The organism is Acidovorax sp. ACV01 (assembly GCF_014851495.1).
GTDB classification, from domain to species: Bacteria; Pseudomonadota; Gammaproteobacteria; order Burkholderiales; family Burkholderiaceae_C; genus Acidovorax; species Acidovorax radicis.
This window is the reverse complement of record NZ_JACUZT010000003.1, coordinates 837,768-860,282: the sequence shown is the minus strand read 5'-3', so window position 1 is coordinate 860,282 and position 22,515 is coordinate 837,768. Positions and strand designations below refer to the sequence as shown.

General features: G+C 64.8%; 21 protein-coding genes. 4 read left to right on the top strand and 17 right to left on the bottom strand.

The genetic code is table 11. From position 1 onward, the window contains the following. Positions 1-160 precede the first annotated feature (160 nt). From gshB to IB243_RS12600, 7 genes are all read right to left on the bottom strand, one after another. Complete coding sequence (gene gshB / locus IB243_RS12630) at positions 161-1,117, bottom strand: glutathione synthase (RefSeq protein ID WP_057227291.1); 957 nt, start codon at positions 1,115-1,117, stop codon at positions 161-163. A 98-nt stretch (positions 1,118-1,215) separates the two neighbouring features. Next, positions 1,216-2,394 carry a benzoate/H(+) symporter BenE family transporter gene (locus tag IB243_RS12625; RefSeq protein WP_192427363.1) on the bottom strand — a complete coding sequence of 393 codons (1,179 nt, stop codon included), beginning with the start codon at positions 2,392-2,394 and terminating at the stop codon, positions 1,216-1,218. Between the two features lie 135 nt (positions 2,395-2,529). Then, entirely contained in the window at positions 2,530-4,398 is a 1,869-nt protein-coding gene (locus tag IB243_RS12620; RefSeq protein ID WP_010464210.1) for a potassium transporter Kup, read from the bottom strand. A 283-nt stretch (positions 4,399-4,681) separates the two neighbouring features. After that, positions 4,682-5,977, bottom strand: coding sequence for a glutamate--cysteine ligase (gene gshA, locus IB243_RS12615; protein WP_192427362.1), 1,296 nt, complete (start codon positions 5,975-5,977; stop codon positions 4,682-4,684). A 104-nt stretch (positions 5,978-6,081) separates the two neighbouring features. Beyond that, positions 6,082-7,548 carry a TrkH family potassium uptake protein gene (locus IB243_RS12610; protein WP_010464214.1) on the bottom strand — a complete coding sequence of 489 codons (1,467 nt, stop codon included), beginning with the start codon at positions 7,546-7,548 and terminating at the stop codon, positions 6,082-6,084. Between the two features lie 163 nt (positions 7,549-7,711). Continuing rightward, complete coding sequence (trkA, locus tag IB243_RS12605) at positions 7,712-9,175, bottom strand: Trk system potassium transporter TrkA (protein ID WP_192427361.1); 1,464 nt, start codon at positions 9,173-9,175, stop codon at positions 7,712-7,714. Between the two features lie 60 nt (positions 9,176-9,235). Then, a complete protein-coding gene (locus tag IB243_RS12600) occupies positions 9,236-10,516 on the bottom strand; it encodes a glutamate-5-semialdehyde dehydrogenase (RefSeq protein WP_192427359.1) in 1,281 nt (426 codons plus the stop codon). 174 nt (positions 10,517-10,690) lie between these two features. Here IB243_RS12600 and IB243_RS12595 point away from each other — a divergent pair, with 174 nt between their 5' ends. Together IB243_RS12595 and IB243_RS12590 are read left to right on the top strand one after the other, a co-directional pair. Beyond that, the gene (locus IB243_RS12595) at positions 10,691-10,897 is read left to right on the top strand and encodes a dodecin family protein (protein WP_057227300.1); all 207 of its coding nucleotides are present in this window, start codon (positions 10,691-10,693) and stop codon (positions 10,895-10,897) included. An 84-nt stretch (positions 10,898-10,981) separates the two neighbouring features. After that, entirely contained in the window at positions 10,982-11,263 is a 282-nt protein-coding gene (locus IB243_RS12590; protein WP_192427357.1) for a hypothetical protein, read from the top strand. Between the two features lie 110 nt (positions 11,264-11,373). Here the strand turns inward: IB243_RS12590 and holA are convergent, their stop codons facing one another. After that, positions 11,374-12,429 (bottom strand): DNA polymerase III subunit delta, encoded by a 1,056-nt coding sequence (holA, locus tag IB243_RS12585; protein WP_010464225.1) that lies wholly within the window; start codon positions 12,427-12,429, stop codon positions 11,374-11,376. A 197-nt stretch (positions 12,430-12,626) separates the two neighbouring features. On the opposite strand from holA, the gene rocF reads away from it, so the two are divergent. Continuing rightward, positions 12,627-13,577 (top strand): arginase, encoded by a 951-nt coding sequence (rocF, locus tag IB243_RS12580; RefSeq protein WP_010464227.1) that lies wholly within the window; start codon positions 12,627-12,629, stop codon positions 13,575-13,577. Between the two features lie 190 nt (positions 13,578-13,767). Here the strand turns inward: rocF and lptE are convergent, their stop codons facing one another. From lptE to IB243_RS12550, 6 genes are all read right to left on the bottom strand, one after another. Then, positions 13,768-14,265, bottom strand: a complete 498-nt coding sequence (lptE, locus tag IB243_RS12575; protein ID WP_192427356.1) for an LPS assembly lipoprotein LptE — start codon at positions 14,263-14,265, stop codon at positions 13,768-13,770. Positions 14,266-14,270: 5 nt separating this feature from the next. Next, positions 14,271-16,982 carry a leucine--tRNA ligase gene (gene leuS, locus IB243_RS12570; protein WP_192427354.1) on the bottom strand — a complete coding sequence of 904 codons (2,712 nt, stop codon included), beginning with the start codon at positions 16,980-16,982 and terminating at the stop codon, positions 14,271-14,273. 135 nt (positions 16,983-17,117) lie between these two features. After that, a complete protein-coding gene (locus IB243_RS12565) occupies positions 17,118-17,567 on the bottom strand; it encodes a biopolymer transporter ExbD (protein ID WP_192427352.1) in 450 nt (149 codons plus the stop codon). Between the two features lie 23 nt (positions 17,568-17,590). After that, on the bottom strand, positions 17,591-18,274 hold the full coding sequence (locus IB243_RS12560) for a MotA/TolQ/ExbB proton channel family protein (RefSeq protein ID WP_192427350.1): 684 nt from the start codon (positions 18,272-18,274) through the stop codon (positions 17,591-17,593). Positions 18,275-18,288: 14 nt separating this feature from the next. After that, positions 18,289-19,134: a 4-hydroxy-tetrahydrodipicolinate reductase gene (gene dapB, locus IB243_RS12555; protein ID WP_029414124.1), complete on the bottom strand. Its 846-nt coding sequence runs from the start codon at positions 19,132-19,134 to the stop codon at positions 18,289-18,291. Between the two features lie 66 nt (positions 19,135-19,200). Beyond that, positions 19,201-19,761, bottom strand: a complete 561-nt coding sequence (locus IB243_RS12550; RefSeq protein WP_010464238.1) for an outer membrane protein assembly factor BamE — start codon at positions 19,759-19,761, stop codon at positions 19,201-19,203. Positions 19,762-19,850: 89 nt separating this feature from the next. Here IB243_RS12550 and fur point away from each other — a divergent pair, with 89 nt between their 5' ends. Beyond that, entirely contained in the window at positions 19,851-20,267 is a 417-nt protein-coding gene (gene fur, locus IB243_RS12545) for a ferric iron uptake transcriptional regulator (RefSeq protein WP_010464241.1), read from the top strand. A 107-nt stretch (positions 20,268-20,374) separates the two neighbouring features. Here fur and hprK read toward each other — a convergent pair whose 3' ends face one another. From hprK to hpf, 3 genes are all read right to left on the bottom strand, one after another. Beyond that, complete coding sequence (gene hprK, locus IB243_RS12540) at positions 20,375-21,331, bottom strand: HPr(Ser) kinase/phosphatase (protein ID WP_010464242.1); 957 nt, start codon at positions 21,329-21,331, stop codon at positions 20,375-20,377. Between the two features lie 35 nt (positions 21,332-21,366). After that, on the bottom strand, positions 21,367-21,834 hold the full coding sequence (locus tag IB243_RS12535) for a PTS sugar transporter subunit IIA (RefSeq protein ID WP_055395439.1): 468 nt from the start codon (positions 21,832-21,834) through the stop codon (positions 21,367-21,369). A gap of 113 nt (positions 21,835-21,947) precedes the next feature. Beyond that, the gene (gene hpf / locus IB243_RS12530; protein ID WP_010464246.1) at positions 21,948-22,283 is read right to left on the bottom strand and encodes a ribosome hibernation-promoting factor, HPF/YfiA family; all 336 of its coding nucleotides are present in this window, start codon (positions 22,281-22,283) and stop codon (positions 21,948-21,950) included. Between the last annotated feature and the right edge of the window lie 232 nt (positions 22,284-22,515).

Sequence of the window (22,515 nt, the reverse complement as noted above, 5' to 3'; positions counted from 1 at the left end):
TCACCACCTTCTCAGCCCCTGCAGCAACAAGGCCTCAGCCCCATCACCACCCGAACAACCAGCTCTCTGCATTTCTGCAGAACCGCCTCAGTAGCGAAGCCCTCGACTATAGCACTAGTTTTAGGGGTTTAGAAAGATCTGGCTGCAAAAATCCAGAAGGCTATGGGGCAGAGGCTGTCATTGCAGCCTCCAGGGCATCGATGAACAAGGAAGCTACATCGCACCCCGTCTGGTCAAAGATCTCCTGAAAGCAGGTTGGGCTGGTGACATTGATCTCGGTGACGCAGTCGCCGATCACATCCACTCCTGCCAACAGCAGGCCCCGCGCCTGTAGCACTGGCCCCAGTGCGTTGCCGATTTCCCAGTCCCGCGCCGAAAGCGGCTTCGCCACGCCCTTGCCCCCTGCAGCCAGATTGCCCCGCACCTCACTGCCTTGCGGGATGCGCGCCAGGCAAAAGGACACCGGTTTTCCGCCAATGATGAGAACGCGCTTGTCCCCTTCGGTGATCTCAGGCAAGAACTTTTGAACCATGACGCTCTGCGCGCCGTGGCGGTTCAGGGTTTCGGTGATACTTCCCAAGTTGAGCCCATCCGGGCCCACGCGGAAGATTCCCATGCCGCCCATGCCGTCGAGCGGCTTGAGAATGATGTCCCCGTGCTCCGCATGAAAACGCTGGATGTCTGCGGCATCCCGTGTCACCAGGGTGGGGCCGATGAATTCCGGGAACTCCATGATCGCCAGTTTCTCCGGATGATCGCGAAGCGCCCGGGGCTTGTTGAACACACGGGCGCCGTCGCGCTCGGCCTGCTCCAGCAGATGTGTCGCATAGAAATACTCGCTGTCAAAAGGCGGGTCCTTGCGCATCAGCACCGCATCGAACCCCGCCAGGGGCGCACTGTGCACGGGCTGCGCGGTGTACCACTGCACCGGGTCTCCCGTCAGTTGGATGTCGCACACGCGGGCCGTCACCTTGCTGCCACGCTGCCAGGTGATGTGTTGCGGCTCGCACACCGACAGGGTATGTCCGCGCCGCTGGGCCTCGCGCATCATGGCGAAGGTCGTGTCCTTGTAGATCTTGAAGCTTTGCAGGGGATCGGCAATGAAGAGCAGTTTCATGGTGTCGGGTCAGAAAGGTGCGCAGGCGCTGCCTATGGCAGATCACTTGCGGACAGAGAAAGAGATTTGGGTGCGGCGCATGCAAGGCGCCACGAGCCTCACGCTGGTGAACGCCTGTACTGTTGCACAAATAGCGCAAAGCTGCCGGCGACCACGCCCCAGAAGGCCGATCCGACTCCGGCGATCACGACCCCGCTGAGGGTCACCAGAAACGTAACCAATGCCGCCTCACGGTGCGACTCGTCGCGCAGAGCCACCGCCAGGCCATTGCCAATCGTGCCCAGCAAGGCAAGCCCCGCGATCGCCACCACAAGCTCCTTGGGAAACGCTGTCAGCAAACCTGTGATCACCGCGCCGAACAGTCCAATCGCTATATACAAGGCACCACAGGACACGGCCGCCGTATAACGCCGACGGCGGTCCTCATGTGCTTCGGGGCCCATGCACATCGCGGCGGTAATAGCGCTGAAATTCAGCGCGAAGGCGCCAAACGGCGCCAGGACCAGGGTGGCGAGTCCCGTCAGCGTAATCAGGCGGGAGACAGGAAGGTCGTAGCCCGAGGCGCGGATCACCGCCACCCCGGGCAGGTTCTGCGACGCCATCGTGACCACAAAAAGGGGGACGGCCAGGCTGATGGTGGCGGCAAGACTGAACTGAGGGGCCGTGAATACCGGCATGGCCAGCTCCAGGTGCACGGCGGACCATGCCATCTGTCCTTGCAGGGCCACGAACACCACGGCCACCGCCAGCGTGATGACCACGGCATAGCGTGCGGCGAACTTGCGCGAGAACAGGTACACGACCAACATGGTCAACACGAGCGGCAATGCCGTCTGGGCAGCGGCAAATGCCTGCAGGCCGAAGCGCGCCAGCACACCGGCCAGCAAGGCGGCAGCGATCTCCATGGGGATGCGGCCCATCGCGCGCTCGAACCAGCGTGTCACGCCCACCAGGATGATGAGTGCAGCGCTGACCATGAAAGCCCCCACCGCTTCGCCCATGTGGAAGCCACCCGCCAGGCCGGCGGTGGCCAGCACGGCCGCACCGGGCGTGGACCAGGCCACCATGACGGGCTTGCGCAGAACGAGCGAAGGCACCAGGGAGCACAAGCCCATGCCCAGACCCAGCGCCCACATCCAGGATGTGACCTGAGCTGGGGTGGCGCCAAACGCCTGTGCGGCCTGGAACACGATGGCCACCGAGCTCGTGAAGCCCACCAGCACTGCCACGAACCCCGCAGTGAACGCCGACAGGCTCAAGTCTTTGAAAAATTGCATGGACGGGATTCTGGCACCGTGCCACCGCAGGCCACCCAGTGCATGCCTCGCGAGGCAAACACCCGAATTGCTACATATTTAATAGCAAATAACGCTTTATAGATAAGCGCCAGGCCTCAAAAGCCACCAACTCTCTCAGATCTCGATCTTGGACCCTAGTTCGACCACGGCGTTGTTGGGCAGGTGCAGGAAGTCCGCAGCGCCGCTCGCGTTGTGGTGCATCTGGGCGAACAGCTTTTCGCGCCAGGGGGCCATGCCACCACCCATGGTGGGGATGACCGTATCGCGCGAGAGGAAATAGCTGGTGGTCATGGGCTCCAGTTCGCAGCCCCGCCCCCGCAACAACTCCAGCGCACGCGGCACGTCGGGGTCGTTCTTGAAGCCGTAGTGGATGACGACCTGCCAGCAATCGTGGCCCAGCGGCTCGACCTGCAGCCGTTTGTCCATCCCGATCCAGGGAGTTTCATGGTTGTGGACCGTCACGAACAGGTTCTGCTGGTGGAGCACCTTGTTGTGCTTGAGGTTGTGCAGCAGCGCATTGGGCACGGCGCCCACGTCGGCGGTGAGGAAGACGGCCGTTCCGTCCACCCGGGTCGGGGGGCTGATGAACACCGACTCCAGAAAGTCCTTGAGGTCGATGGCATCCGCACGCAGCTTGTCATTGAGCAGCCTGCGCCCTTCCTTCCAGGTCATCATCAAAGAGAACACGATGCCGCCGATCAGCAGCGGGAACCAGCCGCCCTGGAACAGCTTGAGCAGGTTGGACGCGAAGAACGCCAGGTCCACCACGAAGAAACACCCCGTGGCCGCGATGCACAGCGCCAGCGGGTAGCCCCAGCCGTAACGGATCACGAAAAACGTCAGCGTGGTGGTAATCAGCATGTCCAGCGTCACGGCGATGCCATAGGCTGCGGCCAGATTGCTGGACGAGCGGAACATCACCACGGCCAGCACGATGGCGGCAAACAGCCCCCAATTGACCAGCGGTATGTAAATCTGCCCCGTATCTCGCACGCTGGTGTGCTGGATGTTCAGGCGCGGCAAATAGCCCAATTGGATGACCTGCTTGGTCACGCTGAACGCGCCGGTGATGAGGGCCTGCGATGCGATCACCGTGGCCATGGTCGCCATGATGACCAGCGGGACCAGCGCCCAGTCGGGTGCCATCATGTAGAACGGGTTCTTGACCGCCTCGGGCTCGGCCAGCAGCAACGCCCCCTGGCCAAAGTAGTTCAGCGTGAGCGCCGGCATTGCCACGCCAAACCAGGCCAGGCGGATGGGGCGCTTTCCAAAGTGGCCCAGGTCGGCATAGAGGGCTTCGGCTCCGGTCACGCACAGCACCACCGCGCCCAGGATGATGAAGCTGGTGCCCGGATGGGCCCACATGAAGCCGAGCGCATGGTGTGGACTCAGCGCCCAGAGGATCTCGGGGTGGCCGACGATGTGGGAGACCCCCAACAAGGCAATGGTGGCGAACCACACCAGGGTGATGGGCCCGAAGAACTTGCCAATGCCACTCGTCCCGCGCTTTTGCACCGCAAAGAGGCAAAACAGCACGACCAGGGTGATGGGAATCACATACTGCTTGAAGTGGGGAGAGACCACTTCCAGCCCTTCCACCGCCGACAGCACCGAAATGGCGGGCGTGATGACGCCGTCGCCATAAAAAAGGGAGGTCCCGAAGATCCCCACCGCCAGCAATACGCCGCGCAGCCGGGGCTTGTCTTTGACCGCCTGCGACGCCAGCGCCAGCATGGCAATGAGGCCGCCCTCGCCGTGGTTGTCGGCGCGCAGCACCAGCACCACGTACTTCAGCGAAACAATGACGGTGAGCGTCCAGAAGAAAATCGAGAGGATGCCGTAGATATTGGCTGGGGTGAACGGCACATGGCCGGACCCGAAGACCTCCTTGATGGCATACAGCACGCTGGTGCCGATATCGCCATACACAACACCGATGGCGCCCAGCGTGAGCGCTGCGAGCGATGACTTGGAGCTTTGCACTGACCGCCCCCGGGCGCAGGGCCAGACGGGGTTCCGTTACTTTTGGGAACGCTATTGTGCGCCTGAGCCAGATCAAGTGCCTGGGGGCATCTCTCCATGTTGCGACGCAACAACTTGCCCTTGGCAGCCGGGCATAGACATGGCAGGCCTACCCGGCGTCGCACATTTCTGGGCCCCCAAAACGCTGCACCTTGCCTATGTAATTGGTGCGATCAGACAAAGAGACGCCAAGCAAGAACCACCCCGCGGCAAGAGTGTTGTCCCTTCAGCGGGGGGCTTCCATTCAGTCGTACACCTCAGCGTCCGGGTTGGTGGCCTCCAGCTCGTAGCTGGCCGCCAGCATCGCAAGGCGCGCCACCACGCCATACATATAGAAGCGGTTGGGCGCGCTCACCCCGGGGCGCATGCCGGGCTGGGGCATATGGGTGCTGTGCTCGAAGGCAAGGGGCACAAAACTTGCGCCCGGGGCGTTCAGGTTCTCATCCACGCCGCGCTCGGCGTGCATGCGATAGAAGCCGCCCACCACGTAGCGGTCCATCATGTAGACCACGGGTTCGGCCACGGCCTCGTGCACCCGCTCCTGCGTCAGCACGCCCTCCTGGATGATGAGGTCGCTGACCGGCTGGCCGTCCTTGATGATGGCCATCTTGTTCTTGGTCTTGCGGTTCACCGCATCCAGCTCCTTGGCGTCGCGCACGGTCATGATGCCCATGCCGTAGGTGCCGTTGTTGGCCTTGACGATGACGAAGGGCTTTTCGTTGATGCCGTATTCCTTGTACTTGCGGCGCACCTTGGTCAGCAGCGCGTCCACCGTGGTCTGCAGCTTGTCCATGCCTTTGTCCTCGGCAAAGTCCACGCCGTCGCACTGGCTGTACATCGGGTTCACGAGCCAGGGGTCGATGCCCAGCATCTTGCCGAAGCGCTTGGCCACCTCTTCGTAGTTCTTGAAGTGGGTGCTCTTTCGGCGCACGCTCCAGCCCGCGTGCAGCGGGGGCAGCAGGTACTGCTCGTGGATGTCTTCCAGGATGCCCGGTGGCCCGGCCGACAGATCATTGTTCAGCAGGATGGTGCAGGGGTCGAAATCCTTGAGTCCCAGGCGGCGCTTGGTGCGCACCACGGGCTCCAGCGTCACGGTGTCACCGTTGGGCAGCTCGATCAGCGTGGGCTTCTTGATCTCGGGGCTGATGGAGCCCACGCGCACGTTCAGGCCCGCCATGTTGAAGATGCGCTGCAACTGCACCACGTTGGCCAGGTAGAAGGTGTTGCGCGTGTGGTTTTCCGGAATGATCAGCAGGTTGCGCGCCTCGGGGCAGATCTTCTCGATGGCGGCCATGGCAGCCTGCACGGCCAGGGGCAGCATCTCCTTGGTCAGGTTGTTCCAGCCGCCAGGAAACAGATTGGTGTCCACGGGCGCAAGCTTGAAACCTGCATTGCGGATGTCCACGGAGGTGTAGAACGGCGGCGTGTGCTCCATCCACTCCAGCCGGAACCAGCGCTCGATGGCGGGCATCGAGTCGAGAACGCGCTGTTCGAGTTCGTTGATCGGCCCGGTCAGGGCCGTGATGAGATGCGGAACCATGGGGAGCCTTCAGAGGAGACGGGAACGATTGCAATCCATTGTAGGGTTGGGGCGTGACAGGGCCTTCGCAAGTCCGACCGCCCGCTTTTTCGGAGGCCCCGGGCTCAGCGCCGCCAGAACGCCGGGGTGAGCAGGGCCATGAAGCTCAGGATTTCCAACCGCCCGAGCAGCATGCCCAAGGTGCACACCCAGATCTGAAAATCGGTCAGCACCGCATAGTTGGACGCGGGCCCCACGCTGCCCAGGCCCGGCCCCGCGCAGTTCACGCTGGCCAGCACCACCGAAAATGCCGTCACCGGGTCCAGATCGGTCAGCAGCATCACCATGCTGAGCCCGAAGACCGTGCCGCCATAGACCAGCATGAAGGCCAGCACCGAAAAGATCACGCGGTTGTCCACCACGGCGTCGCCCAGCCGCACGGGCTGCACGGCACGCGGGTGCACCAGTCGATTCATCTCGCGGCGCGCCTGCTTGACGAGGATGAGCATGCGCACCATCTTGATCCCCCCGCCCGTCGACCCGGCACTGGTGGCCACGCCCGACAGCAGCAGCATGAACACAGGCGCGAACACCGGCCATGCCAGGTAGTCCACAGTGGCGAAACCCGTGGTGGTGGCCATCGACACCAGATTGAACATGCCGTGGCGCAGCGCATCCAGCGGTGCGTAGACCCCCTTGACCCACAACAACAGCGCCACCAGCAGACCGCCACCAATGAGCGAGAACAAGGTGGCCCGCAGCTCCGGGTCGCGCCAGAACCCGCCCCATTGCCCCTTGCGAAACGCCACGAAGTACAGCGCGAAATTGCAGCTGGCCACCAGCATGAAGACGATGCAGATCGCCTCCAGCAGGGGCGACTGGAAATACCCGAAGCTCAGGTCGTGCGAGGACAGCCCGCCCAGGCTCACGGTGGCAAACATGTGCATCAGCGCATCCAGCGGCTCCATGCCTGCCGCCCAAAAAGCCAGGCCACACAACACGGAGAACAATGCATACACGCCCCACAGCCCCTTGGCCGTGCCGGTCATGCGCGGCGTGAGCTTGGTGTCCTTCAAGGGCCCCGCCGCCTCGGCCTTGAACAGCTGGCTGCCGCCCACGCCCAGCAAGGGCAGCACGGCCACGGCCAGGATCAGGATGCCCATGCCGCCCATCCACTGCAGGAAAGTGCGCCACACATTCACCGAAACCGGCATGGCATCCAGGCCCGCGAGCACGGTGGAGCCGGTGGTGGTGAGCCCCGACACCGCCTCGAAATAGGCGTGCGTGAACGACAGCGGATGCCCGGTGTGGTGCCCCGCCAGCATCAGCGGCAACGCGGCCGACAGGGGCAGCAGCATCCACACCAGCGAGACCAGCATCACGCCATGGCGCGGTTGCAGCTCTTGCCGAAACAGCCGCAGCCGCCACCACAGCCATGCGCCCGCCAGCAGCGTGGCGCCCATGGCCAGCGGGTACACATGCCAGACGCCGTCGCGCGTCCACAGCGACACCGCCAGCGGTAGCCCCATGGACAAGGAAAAGATCATCACCAGGATGCCCAGCACGCGCAGAACGGGAAACATGTCAGTCATGGCCGGCGCCCTGGGTCCATGGCCGCCAACATCGCATGCGGCTGCCGATACTGGCGCAGCCCCCGCGCAAGGGCCGCCCCGCCGCGCTGGGGGCGTCCCCCTGCCCGCAGTGCGCAGCGCTGCGAGAGCGGGGGGAAGGCGCGAAGCGACTCAGGGGGGTGCATCAAAAGAACGTCGCGCTCACGCGGAAGAGTTTTTCCACGTCACGCACCAGCCGCTTGTTGGGCAGGAAGAACACCACGTGGTCATTGCTCTCGATCACCGTCGCGCTGCGCGGGATGATGACCTCGGGCTCGCGCAGGCCGGCGGTGGCGGTGCCTGTGGCGTCCAATGCGTCCGGCAGCCCGCGCACGATCAGGCCGATGTGCACGTCGCGCGGCAACTGCAGATCACTCACCTTGCGACCCACCACGCGCGAGCTTTTGCGGTCGCCGCGCGCCACGATCTCCAGCGCCTCGGCCACGCCCCGGCGCAGGCTGTGCACCGCCTGCACGTCGCCCTGGCGCACATAGGCCAGCAGCTCGCCCAGCATGGCTTGCGCGGGCGACAGCGCAATGTCGATCTGCGTGCCGTGCATCAGGTCGGCATAGCTGCGGCGGTTGATGAGCGCCAGCACCCGGCTGGCGCCCATGCGCTTGGCCAGCAGGCAGGACATGATGTTGTCCTCGTCGTCGTCGGTGAGCGCAAGGAACAGGTCCACCTCCTCGATGCCCTCGTCGCCCAGCAGGTCCTCGTCGGTGGTGTCGCCCTGCAGCACCAGCACGTCGGACGGCAAGGCCGAAGCCAGCTCCACGCAGCGGTCCGCGTGGTCTTCGATGATCTTGATGTGAAAGCGCCCACCCGTCTGGCTGAGCTGGCGCGCCAGCCGCAGGCCCACGCGGCCGCCGCCCGCAATCATGATGCGGCGCACGGGCTGGGGCTGCTGCGCGGCGGGGCGGTGCAAGGCCGCCAGCACATTGGCGATGTGCTCATGGGCGGCCAGAACAAACACCTCATCCCCCGGCTCGATGCGGGTGCTGCCGTCGCAGGCGATGAAGCGGTCGGGCTCATCGGGAAACCGCCGGTAGATGGCCACCATGCGCATGGCCATGTCGGGGGCGCTCTCGCGCAGCGCCCCGATGGTGTGACCGACCATGGGCGCCCCCGCGCGGGCCCGCACGGATGCCAGGCTGGCGCGGCCGCCGGCAAATTCGCGCACCTGCATGGCCTCGGGGTACTCGATGAGCTTGCGGATGTAGCGGGTCAGCGACTCCTCGGGGCAGATGATGCGGTCCACGCCAAAACCGTCCGGGCCCAGCAACCGCTCCTCGCACTCGAAACCGGTGGAGCGCACCCGCGCGATGCGCTTGGGAATGTTGAACAGCAGCTGAGCGATCTTGCAGCACACCAGGTTGGTCTCGTCCTGTGCGGCGCAGGCGATCAGGAGATCCGTGTCCTGTGCGCCCGCTTCGGCCAGCACGGCCGGCTCGATGCCGTTGCCCACCACGCCCCGCAAGTCGAAGCGCGACTCCAGGTCGCGCAGCCGTGCGGCGTCGGTGTCGATCACGGTGATGTCGTTGCGCTCCGACACCAGACTGTCCGCCACGCTCTGACCGACGCGACCCGCTCCGAGGATGATGATTTTCATGCCAAATTGGCTGCTAGCGCTTCATTGACAAGCGCCAACAGCTATTAAATTAGGAGCAAATCAAACCCTTACTTCACCGTCGCCCAGCACCACGTACTTCAGCGAGGTCAGGCCTTCCAGCCCCACGGGGCCGCGCGCATGAAACTTGTCGGTGCTGATGCCGATCTCGGCGCCCAGCCCGTACTCGAACCCGTCGGCAAAGCGCGTGCTGGCGTTCACTATGACGCTGGCCGAATCCACCTCGCGCAGGAACCGCTGGGCGTGCACGTGGTTGGTGGTGAGGATGGCGTCGGTGTGGTGGCTGGAGTAGTGGTTGATGTGGACGATGGCTTCGTCCACACCCGCCACGATCTTCACGCTGATGATCGGGGCCAGGTATTCCTCGCTCCAGTCCTGCTCGGTGGCAGGCACCAGCTGGGCGCCGGGCACAGCGGCCAGGATCGCCAGCGACTCGGTGCAGCCGCGCATCTCCACGCCTTTGGCGGCATAGACGGCGCCAATCTTCGGCAGAAATTCCGCCGCCACACCACGCGCCACCAGCAGGCCTTCGCTCGCGTTGCAGGGGCTGTACTTGTTGGTCTTGGCGTTGTCGGCCACCTTCACCGCCATGGCGATGTCGCAGGGGTCGTCCACATAGGTGTGGCAGTTGCCGTCCAGGTGCTTGATCACGGGCACCTTGGCATCGCGGCTGATGCGCTCGATCAGGCCCTTGCCGCCGCGCGGGATGATCACGTCCACAAACTGCGGCATGGTGATGAGCTGGCCCACGGCCTCGCGGTCGGTGGTCTGCACCAGTTGCACCGCGTCTTGCGGCAGGCCGGCCTCGGCCAGCGCCTGCTGCACCAGCTTGGCCAGGGCCTTGTTGGAGTCGATGGCCTCGGAGCCGCCGCGCAGAATGCAGGCGTTGCCGCTCTTGATCGACAGCGACGCGGCCTCGATGGTCACGTTGGGCCGGCTCTCGTAGATCATGCCGAACACGCCGATCGGCACGCGCATCTGGCCCACGCGGATGCCGCTGGGCTGCTGTTTCATGCCCAGGATCTCGCCAATGATGTCGGGCATGGCGGCCAGCTGCTCACAGCCTTCGGCGCAGGTTTCCAGCACCTTGGGGCTGAGTTTCAGCCGGTCGACCATCGGCTCGGCCAGGCCTGCGGCGCGGGCGCGCTCCAGATCGCGGGCGTTGTCCACCTGCAGCGCATCCACGTTCTCGCGCAGCAGGCGGGCCAGGGCCTTCAATGCTTTGTTTTTGATAGCTGCCGGCGCTTTGGCCATCAGCGCCGAAGCCGTTTTGGCCTGCAGGCCGAGGGTGTGCGTGTATTCAGCGACGTTGAGGGCGTTCATCCGGCGATTTTGCCGCAGATGCCCATCGCGGGCTGCATTCGCCTTTTATGGGCGGCCCTTCGCCAGCCGGGCGCCCCCATTGCCCACGCTGACGCCGCAAGGCGCCCTTGTCCCACAGCCTGCCGAACGCAGGATTCCTAGCATGGCGGCTTCTGCCCACTTTTAGGAAATCCCATGAGCGTCGCCAAAGTTATTGAAATCAGCGCCACCAGCGAAACCAGTTTTGAGGACGCCATGAACCAAGGCATTGCACGGGCGTGCGACACCATTGACAACGTGCGCGGCGCATGGATCAAGGAACAGCAGGTCTCCATCGAAGGCGGCCGCATCACGAGCTACCGGGTGAACATGCAGGTCACTTTCGTACTCGCCGACAAATAATCAACGAATTGCTGGGTCAGCGGGCACCAGGCCCGCTATCCGGCGGACCGGCTTTTTCGCCGCCCGGCGGAGATAATTCGGCGCATGTCGAATCCCGCCCTTCAATTGAACGCGCTGGACACCTCCCTGGTGGCCCTGCAGCGCGGTGACGTCCGTCCTGCCGCCTTCAGCGCCGAAGCCCGTGCGCAGACTGCGCTCCTTGCAGCGCTACCGCCCCGTTATGCAACCGTGCTGCATGACCTGCTGGACCGACTCGAATCCAGCGCACTCTTCTCCGAAGAAAGCTGCTCGTTCAGCCAGAAAGACTTGCTCGACAGTTTGCGGATGTGGGTGGACAAGGCGCGGGGAGTTCTGGAGCAGCCTTGAGCCAAACGCCTGGATGCGGTCAAACACTACTTATTTGATAGCTACCAGCGCTTACCAGATAAGCGCCAGGGGCCAAAAAATACCAAAAACCTGACGCCCAGCGGTGGGGCTTAGCGTGCCGCCTGCGTCAGCCTGCACAGCTGAAACGCCAGCCGCTGCAGCGCCTGCCAGCCATCGGTCGGCCAATCGGGCTGCTTGAGGCCTTTGACAATGCCATCGACCGTGTGGGCCGACTGCAGCAGGCGTGCCAGCGCCGCATCGCTGGCCTTGGGCAGGATGCGCTCGAACAGCCGCTCCTTGGGTCCCCAGATGCGGTTTTCGCGCAGGGCCATGGGCAGGGGGCGTCCCGCGTTCATGGCGTCTTTCACGCGTTTCAGGGCGCGGATGTCTTCGGCCAGCGCCCAGTGCACCAGCACTTCGGCCTCGCCCTCGGCCTGCAGGCCGTCGAGCATGCGCTGCACGCGGCCCGTCTGCCCGGCGAGCACCGATTCGGAGAGCTTGAACACATCGTAGCGGGCCACGTTGAGCACGGCGGCTTCAACCTGGGCCTGCGTCAGTTCACCCGCCGGATGCAACAGGGCCAGTTTTTGGATCTCCTGGTGTGCGGCCAGCAGGTTGCCCTCCACGCGGTCGGCAAAGAACTGCAGCGTGCGCTGGCCCTCCTCGCCCGCCACCACACGCTGGCCCTGGGCGGCCAGGCGCTGGGCAATCCACTGCGGCAACATGCCGCGCTCGATGGGGTCGATCTGGATCGAGGTGCCGCTGGACTCAAGCGCCGCAAACCAGGCCCCGGTGCGTGTGGCCTTGTCCAGGCGCGGCAGCATCACCAGCGTGAGCGTGCTGTCGTTGCCCTTGGCGGATTCAGCAATCTGCTGCAGCGCCACGCTGCCATCCTTGCCGGGCTTGCCCGAGGGGATGCGGATCTCGACGATCTGCTTATCGGCAAACAAACTCAAACTACCGCCTGCGGCCAGCACGGCGCTCCAGTCAAAGTGAGCACCTGCTACCGTGTACGAAGTCCGTTCGGTATAACCCTGGGCACGGGCCGTGGCGCGGATGGTGTCGGCCGCCTCCTGCTGCAGCAAGGGCTCGTCGCCGTGCAGCACGTAAAGCGGCGACAGGCCCCGTTGAAGATGCGGTGAGAGTTGGGCCAGGGCGACTTGCATGCGGCAAAGTTTATCGCCTTGCCACGCGGCCCCTTGCGCAAACTGCCAGGCTCTCCCCACACAGTGCGCGATGGAGGCCACGGACTGATCAGCTCTTTTACTGTTCATTGGCGCCCAAAGCCCCGAGAATTCTCCCGGGCGCCCGCGCCCGCACCGCCCGCATCGATCCTCTAGCCCTCTCCGAAAGCCCTTGCACCATGCCCCCCACAGCCCTGCGCAGCGCCCAGCCCACCAGCCTGATCGGCGCCCCCACCGACATCGGCGCCGGGGCGCGCGGCGCATCGATGGGGCCCGAGGCCCTGCGTGTGGCGGGACTGCAGGCGGCGCTGGAATCGCACGGGCTGCAGGTATTCGACCGGGGCAACTTGAGTGGCCCGGCCAACCCCTGGCTACCGCCCGTGGACGGCTACCGCCACCTGCCCGAGGTGGTGGAATGGAACCAGCGCGTGTTCGATGCGGTGTATGCCGAGTTGCAGCTGGGCCACCTGCCCATCCTGCTGGGCGGCGACCACTGCCTGGGCCTGGGCAGCATCGGTGCCGTGGCGCGCTACTGCGCAGAGGCGGGCAAAAAACTGCGCGTGCTGTGGCTCGATGCCCATGCCGACTTCAACACCAGCGCGCTGACCCCCAGCGGCAATGTGCACGGCATGCCTGTGGCCTGTCTGTGTGGTTTTGGCCCCGAGGCGCTGACCGGGCTGGCCCAGATGCCGGGGGGTGGTGCCGCATTGCGCCCCGACCAGATCCGCCAGATCGGCATCCGCAGCGTCGATGCGGGCGAAAAACGCTTCGTGCACGAGCAGGGTCTGGAAGTTTTCGACATGCGCTACATCGACGAGGTGGGCATGCGCCAGACCATGCAGCAGGCGCTGGCCGGGCTGGACGCCCAGACCCATCTGCATGTGAGCTTTGATGTGGATTTTCTGGACCCCGACATCGCGCCCGGCGTGGGCACCACGGTGCCTGGCGGCCCTACCTACCGCGAGGCGCAGCTGTGCATGGAGATGATTGCCGACAGCGGGCGCCTGGCGTCGCTGGACATTGTGGAACTCAACCCCGCGCTCGATGTGCGCAACCGCACGGCCGTGCTGGCGGTGGACTTGGTCGAGTCGCTGTTTGGCAAGAGCACACTGATGCGGACATCCCCCTGAGCGGCTGCGCCGCCGCCCAGTGCTGGCCGCCAGCGGCAGCGGCTCTTCTCTCGTATCGCTGCGCGATGCGGGAAGGGAGACGATGTCCTCGCCTGTGCCTCGCCCGTCGCCGGCGCCCGGCACGGCGCTATCGCTGCAAGCTGCACCGCAGTGCACTACCGACAGGAGGCCACAGCCCCACGCCCTGGGCTCAGCGCTTTGCGGCAGCCAGGCGGCGCATGAGCTGCTGCACCAGGTCGGTCCGCATGTCGCGGTACAGCAGCGCCTCTTCGGCCTCCTTGGCCAGGGCGATGGTTTCGTTGTAGCTGATGTCGCGCTGCTGCAGCAGTTCGGTCTCGGGAATCAGTTCGGCACCTGCCGGGGTGCGCAGCCGGAACCTGATGCGCAGGCGCAGCTGCAGTTCGCGCACCTGGCCGGACGCGTTGAGCCCCACCACGGCGCGCTCCTGCTGCTCCTGCAGCAGGTCCAGGATGGCCTGGGCGGTGGGCATGGACGCCGGGTCGCGCAGCAGCTGCAACTTGCCGCCCGAACCCTCCAGCGTGCGCTGCAGCTCCCGCGCGAGGGGCGAGCCTGCAGGCGCCGCGATGTAGAGCGAGTCAAACCCGAACTCGGGCACGCCCCGCAGCCGAAAGCCGCAGGCGGACAGCAGGGCCACGGGCGCGAGGGAGAGCAGTGTGCGCTTTTTCATGACGGTTACACGACCACGTTCACGAGGCGACCGGGCACCACAATGACGCGCTTGGGCACCGCGCCTGCGGCCTGGGCCACAAACGCCTCGCTGGCCAGGGCAATCCGTTCGATCTCGGCCTTGTCGGCCTGCGCAGGCACATGGATGGAGCCACGCAGCTTGCCGTTGACCTGCAGCATGAGTTCGATCTCGTCCTGCACCAGCGCATGCGCGTCCACCTTGGGCCAGGGCGCGTCCAGCAGGTCGCCCAGCTCGGCCGCATAGCCCAGGCCGCTCCAGAGGCTGTGGGCGACGTGGGGGGTGGCCGGGTACAGGCAGCGCAGCAGGATGCCAAAACCTTCGATCAGCGCCACCTGGGCGCCGGCCGAGTCGGTGGCCTTGAAGTCTTCGAGCGCGTTGATCATCTTCATCGCGCCCGAGACCACGGTGTTGTACTGCATGCGCTGGTAGTCGTAGTCCACCTGCTTGAGCACGGTGTGGATCTCCAGGCGCAGGGCCTTGGCTTCTTTGCCAAATTCGACCTCTTTCAGGCTGCTGGCGCTTGCCACGCTTGCGGTAGCCGCTTCCATATCCATAGCAGACAGCTTGAGCCCGAAGTTCCATACGCGGCGCAGGAATCGGTAGCTGCCCTCCACGGCCGCGTCGTTCCACTCCAGCGTGGCTTCGGGCGGGGCGGTGAACATGGTGTACAGGCGGGCCGTGTCGGCGCCGTACTTGGCGATCAGGTCCTGCGGATCGACACCATTGCGCTCGGTCTTGCCCATCTTGCCCACACCGCCGTATTCCAGCTGCAGGCCTTGGGGATACTGGCCTTCGGCCTCGGTCAGCCGGCCGCCCACGATCCGCCCCTGCGCATCCAGCACCTGCGTGACGGCTTCCGGCGGGAAGTAGTTCTTGCCGCCCTTTTCGTCGCGCCAGTAGTAGATGTGGTTGAGCACCATGCCCTGCGTGAGCAGGTGCGCAAAGGGCTCGTCCACCGTCACCAGGCCCAGGTCGCGCATGACCTTGGTCCAGAAGCGCGCGTACAGCAAGTGCAGGATGGCGTGCTCGATACCGCCGATGTACTGGTCCATGCCGGCACCGCCGGTGGCCGACTTCTGGTCGCGCATCCAGTAGGCCGTGCCTTCGCCCACCATGGCATCGCTCTTCTTGGGGTCGCAGTACCGCATGAAGTACCACGAGCTGTCCACGAAGGTGTCCATGGTGTCGGTCTCGCGGCGCGCGGCCTTGCCGCACACGGGGCAGGTCACGCCGGCGTGGAAGCCCTCGTGCTTGTGCAGCGGGTTGCCGGAGCCGTCGGGGATGCAGTCCTGTGGCAGCACCACGGGCAGGTCTTTTTCGGGCACGGGCACGGCGCCGTGCTCTTCGCAGTGGATGATCGGGATCGGCGTACCCCAGTAGCGCTGGCGCGAGACGCCCCAGTCGCGCAGGCGCCAGGTGGTCTTCTTCTCGCCCAGGCCCTTTTGCTCCAGCGCATGGGCGACGGCGTTCACGGCGTCCTTGAAGGACAGGCCGCTGAAGCTGTCGGAGTTGATGGTCACCCCGCGCTGCTTGTCGCCATACCAGTCCTGCCACTGGTGGTAGTTGAAGCTCTCGCCGTCGACCAGCACGACCTGCTTGATCTCGATGCCGTACTTGAGCGCAAAGGCGAAGTCGCGCTCATCGTGCGCGGGCACGCCCATCACGGCGCCGTCGCCGTAGCTCATCAGCACGTAGTTGCCGACCCAGACCTCGACCTGCTCTTCGGTCAGCGGGTGCGTGACGAACAGGCCGGTGCGCAGGCCCTTCTTCTCTTGCGTGGCGAGCTCGGCTTCGGTGGTGCCGCCGTTCTTGCATTCCTCGATGAAGGCCGCGAGCGCGGGGTTGCTCTTGGCGGCGTGCGCGGCCAGCGGGTGCTCGGGCGCCACGGCGCAGAAGGTCACGCCCATGATGGTGTCGGCGCGCGTGGTGAACACGTACATCTTGCCGTCGCCGATCAGCGCGCCGTCGTCACCGCGAATGTCGTGCGTGAAGGCAAAGCGCACGCCTTCACTCTTGCCGATCCAGTTCTCCTGCATCAGCTTCACGCGCTCGGGCCAGCCAGGCAGCTTGTCGCCGGTCACGAAATCAAGCAGCTCGTCGGCGTAGTCGGTGATCTTGAGGTAGTAGCCGGGAATCTCGCGCTTTTCGACCGTCGCGCCGGTGCGCCAGCCCTTGCCGTCGATGACCTGTTCATTGGCCAGCACGGTCTGGTCCACCGGGTCCCAGTTCACGACCTGGGTCTTGCGGTAGGCGATGCCCTTGTCCAGCATCTTGAGGAACAGCCACTGGTTCCACTGGTAGTACTCGGGGTCGCAGGTGGCGACCTCGCGGCTCCAGTCGATGGCCAGGCCCATGGCCTGCATCTGCTGCTTCATGTACGCGATGTTCTCGTACGTCCACTTGGCGGGCGGCACGCCGTTCTTGAGCGCAGCGTTCTCGGCCGGCAGGCCGAAGGCGTCCCAGCCCATGGGCATGAGGACGTTGTGGCCGTTCATGCGCAGGTAGCGCGCCAGCATGTCGTTGATCGTGTAGTTGCGCACATGGCCCATGTGCAGCTTGCCGCTGGGGTAGGGCAGCATCGAGCAGGCGTAGAACTTCTTCTTGTTGTTGTCTTCCGTCACGCGGTAGGCGTCGGTGGCGGTCCAGTGGTCGTGCGCGGCGCGCTCGACGTCTTGGGGGGAGTATTTGTCTTGCATGGGGGCTCGGGGGTGAGAGGGGGGTGTGGCCGCAGGGCCGCGCTGCGCAGATTTTAGGCTGTCAGGCACCGCATTTCGCGCCCACCGCCGCCAGTGGCCTGCGCAGACCGGTTGGCTCGACGGCGCACGGCGGTTTCAGGGGGCTTTGGCAGGGGCAGACGGCACCCCTGCGGACTGTGGATCGGCAACAAAACCGATGCGCTGCAGCCCAGCCAGGTGCGCCGCGCCCATGACCTCGACCACACGCCCATAGGGCACGGCCGCATCGGCGCGCAGCTGGATTTCGGTGTCGGGCCGTTCGGCGCCGATGCGGCGCAGGCGCTCAGCCAGCGCGGGCTGCGACAGAGGCTCATCCTGCAGAAAGGCCTGGCCCGACGCATCGACCACCAGCGTGACGAACTGTGGCGCGGCTCCGGGCGTGGCACCCTCGGCGCGTGGCAGCTCAAGCCGGATGGAACTGGCCATGAGTGGTGCCGTGAGAATAAAAATGACCACCAGCACCAGCATCACATCCACCAGCGGCGTCATGTTGATGTCGCTCATGGGCTGGGGCCCCGTGGTGCGTTCGAGTCTTCCGAAGGCCATGGCTGAAGCAGACCTCCAGGGATTCAGGACCGCGAATCGGCGGGCGGCGCCGTGTCAATCAGCAGTTCGCGCAGATCGCGCGCAAAGCCTTCCAGGTCCGCCTCGATGCGGCCAATCAGGCGACCAAACACGTTGTAGGCCAACACGGCGGGGATCGCCACGGCCAGCCCGGCCGCCGTCATCACCAGCGCTTCGCCCACGGGGCCGGAGACGCGGTCGATGGTGATTTGGCCCGCGCCTGCCATGGCGGTCAGCGCATGGTAAATGCCCCACACGGTGCCCAGCAGCCCCACGAACGGTGCGGTGGAGCCCACCGTGGCCAGCAGCACCTGGCCGAACTGCAGGCGCCCGAGCACGTCGTGCAAGGCGTCGCGCAGCACACGGGTGAGCCGCTGCGACAGGCTGCCTGCGGCAGCCAGGGTGGCCTGCCCAGTGGGGTTGAAATGATTTGCTATTGAATTTGCAGCAACAACCAGGGGCAGGACAAGCGCAGCACGGTCAAAAGACTGCAAACGTTGCGCTGCAACCTCCATGGATGGGGCCTGCCAGAACGCCGCCGTGCAGCGGGCCACATCGGCACTCGCCTGGCGCATGAGCCGCAGCTTCCAGACAATGACCACCCAACTGGCCACCGACATGGCCAAGAGCACCAGGGCCGCGCCTTGGGTCACCACATCGCCCTGGCGCCACCAATGGAGGGCGTCCATGGAAAGCCAGCGGCCTAGTTCAAGCCCAGCACATCGAACATGTCGAACATGCCCGTCTTGTGCCCGGCGAGGAACCGCACTGCACGCAGGCTGCCCTGCGCATAGGTGGAGCGGCTGGAGGACTTGTGCGTGATCTCGATGCGCTCGCCGATGCCGGCAAACAGCACGGTGTGGTCGCCCACGATATCGCCGCCGCGGATGGTGGCAAAACCGATGCTGGACGGGTCGCGCTCGCCCGTGACGCCTTCGCGGGCGTACACACCACACTCCTTGAGGTCGCGCCCCATGGCGTCGGCAATCACCTCGCCCATCTTGAGCGCAGTGCCCGAGGGCGCATCCACCTTGTGGCGGTGGTGGGCTTCGATAATCTCAATGTCGTAACCCGTGGCCATGGCCTTCGCCGCCATCTGTAGCAGCTTGAGCGTAACGTTCACACCCACGCTCATGTTGGGCGCCATGACGATAGCGGTGCGCTGGGCAAAGACGGCAATCTCAGCCTTCTGCGCGTCGGTGAAGCCCGTGGTGCCAACCACGGCCCTCACCCCGAGTTCGCTGCACACGGCCAGGTGGGCCAGGGTGCCTTCGGGGCGCGTGAAATCGATCAGAACGTCGGTATTTTTCAGGCCCGCAGCAATGTCGGCCGTGATGGTGACGCCGCTGGCATGGCCGAGAAAGGCGGTGGCATCCGAACCAATGCCCGGGCTGGACGGCACGTCCAGCGCGCCCGCCAGCACACAGTCGTCACTGGCGCGAAGGGCCTCGATCAACATGCGGCCCATGCGGCCGGATGCACCGGCGACGGCGACACGGAGGGCGCGCGAGGGCGTGGATGTGGGGGCAGGCGAAGGGGTCCCTGTCATGAGTGTCCTGTACGTTGACGTTGAAGTGCGGCAGACATCCATCTACCCGTTGCCAGACCGCAGGAATCAGCGGGCGGGCGCTTCAAGCGGTGGATAGCTGACGGATGCGGGCTCCAGCGGCGCCGCCGTCGGGGAGGCAGATGGCCGCTGGGACGCAGGGTAGCGGGCCAGTTGCTCCGGTGTGGCCTCCAGCACAGGCACCTTGCCCTTGGAGCCACGCGAGCCCAGCGTGGCCACGAATTCGGTCTCGGTAGGCATCGGGTCGCCTTCGGAGCGATCCAGCCCATCCCCCTTGAAGTACACGGTCAGCTTGCGGGTCTGGACCTCTTGACCCGGGCGCTTGAGCGTGAACACGTATTCCCAGCGGTCCGCATGGAACAGGCTGGTGACCAGCGGCGTGCCCAGGATCTCGCGCACCTGCTGGCGGCTCATGCCGGGCTGCAGGGCCTCGACCTGCTCGCGCGACACAAAGTTGCCCTGCACCACGTCGATTTTGTAGGGGGTGACAATGCTGGCAATGCGGGTACTGGCGCCATCCAGGCTGCTGCAACCGGCCAGGGCGGCCACGCTGGCACCGATCAAGAGGACCAGGCCCAGGCGGGCGCTGCAACGGGCTTTGACGGGCATGGGTAAAAGGGCTGAGGATATGATCGCCCCATTGTAGCGGCAGGCCTTCCAACCTTGAGGCCAAGGCCCGCATCCCGAAAGACCATGCCATGACCAACATCGACGAACTCAAAAGCACGGGACTCAAGGCCACGCTGCCCCGCCTGAAGATTCTGGAGATTTTCCAGAAAGGCGGACAGCGCCACATGACGGCGGAAGATGTGTTCCGGGTGCTGCTGGAAGAGCGCTCGGACATCGGGCTGGCCACCGTTTACCGTGTGCTCACGCAGTTCGAGCAGGCAAGCATCCTGATCCGCAGCAATTTCGAGAGTGGCAAGGCGGTGTACGAGCTCAATGAAGGGCAGCACCACGACCACTTCATCTGCACATCCTGCGGCAAGGTCGAAGAGTTTTACGACCCGGAAATTGAAAAGCGCCAGCAGGCCGTGGCCAAGGCCAAGGGGTGGCTGGTGCAAGACCACACCATGGCCCTGTATGGCCAATGCGCAAACTGCGCAAGTAAATAAGTTTCCCCCTGAAGCGCTTCGCGCCTTCTCTGCGAGGGCAGCGGCGGGGCGGCCCTTGCGCGGGGGCGCTGGCACATGCAGCGCCAGTCGGCGTGCAGACGCCTGCGTCAGACGCCGGTGTCGCGCTCCATGGCGCGGCGGTGCCGCTCCACAAATTCCTGGTAGGTATCAATGCCGCGCAATTGCAGGATGGTGTTGCGCACTGCAGCTTCCACCAGCACGGCGATGTTGCGGCCGGCCACCACCTGGATCACGACCTTGAGCACGGGCACACCCAACACGTCCTGCGTGAGCGGCTCATACGGCAGGCGCTCGTAGTCGCGCTCCAGCGTTTCCTTGCGCACCAGGTGCACGATGAGCTTGAGGCGCATCTTGCGGCGCACGGCCGTCTCGCCAAAGATCGCGCGGATGTCCAAGAGGCCAATGCCGCGCACTTCCAGCAGGTTCTGCAGCAGCTCGGGGCACTTGCCTTCGATGGTGGTCTGGTTGATGCGGAACAAATCCACCGCATCGTCGGCCACCAGACCGTTACCGCGCGAGATCAGCTCCAGGCCGAGTTCGCTCTTGCCCAGGCCCGACTCGCCCGTGATCATCACGCCCAGGCCCAGGATGTCCATGAACACACCATGCATGGTGGTGCGGTCGGCGAAGTGCTTGGACAGGTAAGCCCGCAGCACGTCGATCACAAAGGCCGACGACTCGTGCGTGGAGAACATCGGGATCTGCGCGCGCTCACACATCGACACCAGCGCGTCAGGTGCGGTCTGGTTGTCGGCCAGCACCAGCACGGGCGGCTCCAGCGTCACGATGCGTGCGATGCGACGCTTGCAATCGTCGGGCGAAGCGCTGCCGAGATAGGCAATCTCCCGCTCGCCCAGGATCTGGACGCGGTAGGGATGGATGTAATTGAGGTAGCCGACCAGATCGGCCCCGGAGCGCGCGGACCGCACGGCCACTTCGTCAAAGCGCCGCTCGGAAGCCCCCAGCCCGGCCACCCATTCCCACTTCAGGGGGCCGCGAAATTCCTCAAAAAGAACATCGGCACTGACAACATTAGGTTTCACGGCGAATCAGCGAAAGTGCGCAGCGCCCGACGGGCTCAGGCCGTTTGCGTGGACTGCCAGCCCGCAATCATGCCGTGCAGTTCGGCGGCATCGGTGCAGGCCTTGAGCCTTTCACGCAGGGCCGAATCGCTGAGCAGTTCGGCAATCTCGGACAGGATTTCAAGGTGCTTCTGGGTGGCCGCTTCGGGCACCAGCAGAAAAATGAGCAGGCCCACAGGCAACTCGTCCGGGGCATCGAACCCAATCGGATTCAGCAGCTGGAACACGGCCGCCATGGGCGCTTTCAGCCCCTTGATGCGCCCGTGGGGAATGGCCACGCCATGGCCCAGACCGGTGGAGCCCAGGCGCTCACGCGCAAAAAGGCTGTCGGTGATCAACGCACGCGAGAGGCCGTGTTGGCTCTCGAACAGCAGACCCGCTTCTTCAAAAGCACGCTTCTTGCTGGTGGCGTCCACGCTCACAAGCACTTGAGCGGAAGGCAGGATGGAGGCGAGTCGGTTCATGGTCAAGGGTAACAATTATGCACATATTGGCGAAAACCCTGAGCGCGGCGCTGTGGGCAACAAAAAAACCGCCCAAAAGGGGCGGCTGCTGTGCCAGGCTCAGGGCTGGCGCATCAAGCGTGCAGTTCGCGCTTGGCGGCTTCGTGGTGGTGGTCCTGCAGTCGGTCCTTGTGGCGCACGACCTGGCGGTCCATCTTGTCCACCAACTCATCCACGGCGGCATACAGGTCTGCGTGGGAACTCTCGGCAAACAGGTCGTTGCCCTTGACGTGGATATTGCATTCCGCTCGCTGCCTCTTTTCCTTCTCCTTTTGCTTCTCTACCGTCAGCAGTACCTTGACGTCGACAACTTGGTCAAAATGGCGGGTGATCCGGTCCAGCTTGGTGGTGACGTAGTTGCGCAAGGCTGGGGTAACTTCGAGGTGGTGACCGCTGATCGTCAGGTTCATAAATAAGTCTCCTGTAACACTCTCTGTGGAAGAAACGCCGCCCTGGATCAGAGGAGCGGCCCGGCGAACTTGGATGCATCCCGTTGACGTGAAGTCACTATGCCCCTGCCCTTCCTGAAAAGCAATCCCATTCCGCCCCGGCCCGCTGGGTTATGCCCGCCAAGGTGCCAAGCGCCCGGAAAGCGCGCACAATGGCTGAGTTGACAGGCAGCACACGCCCCAAGCCAGCGGG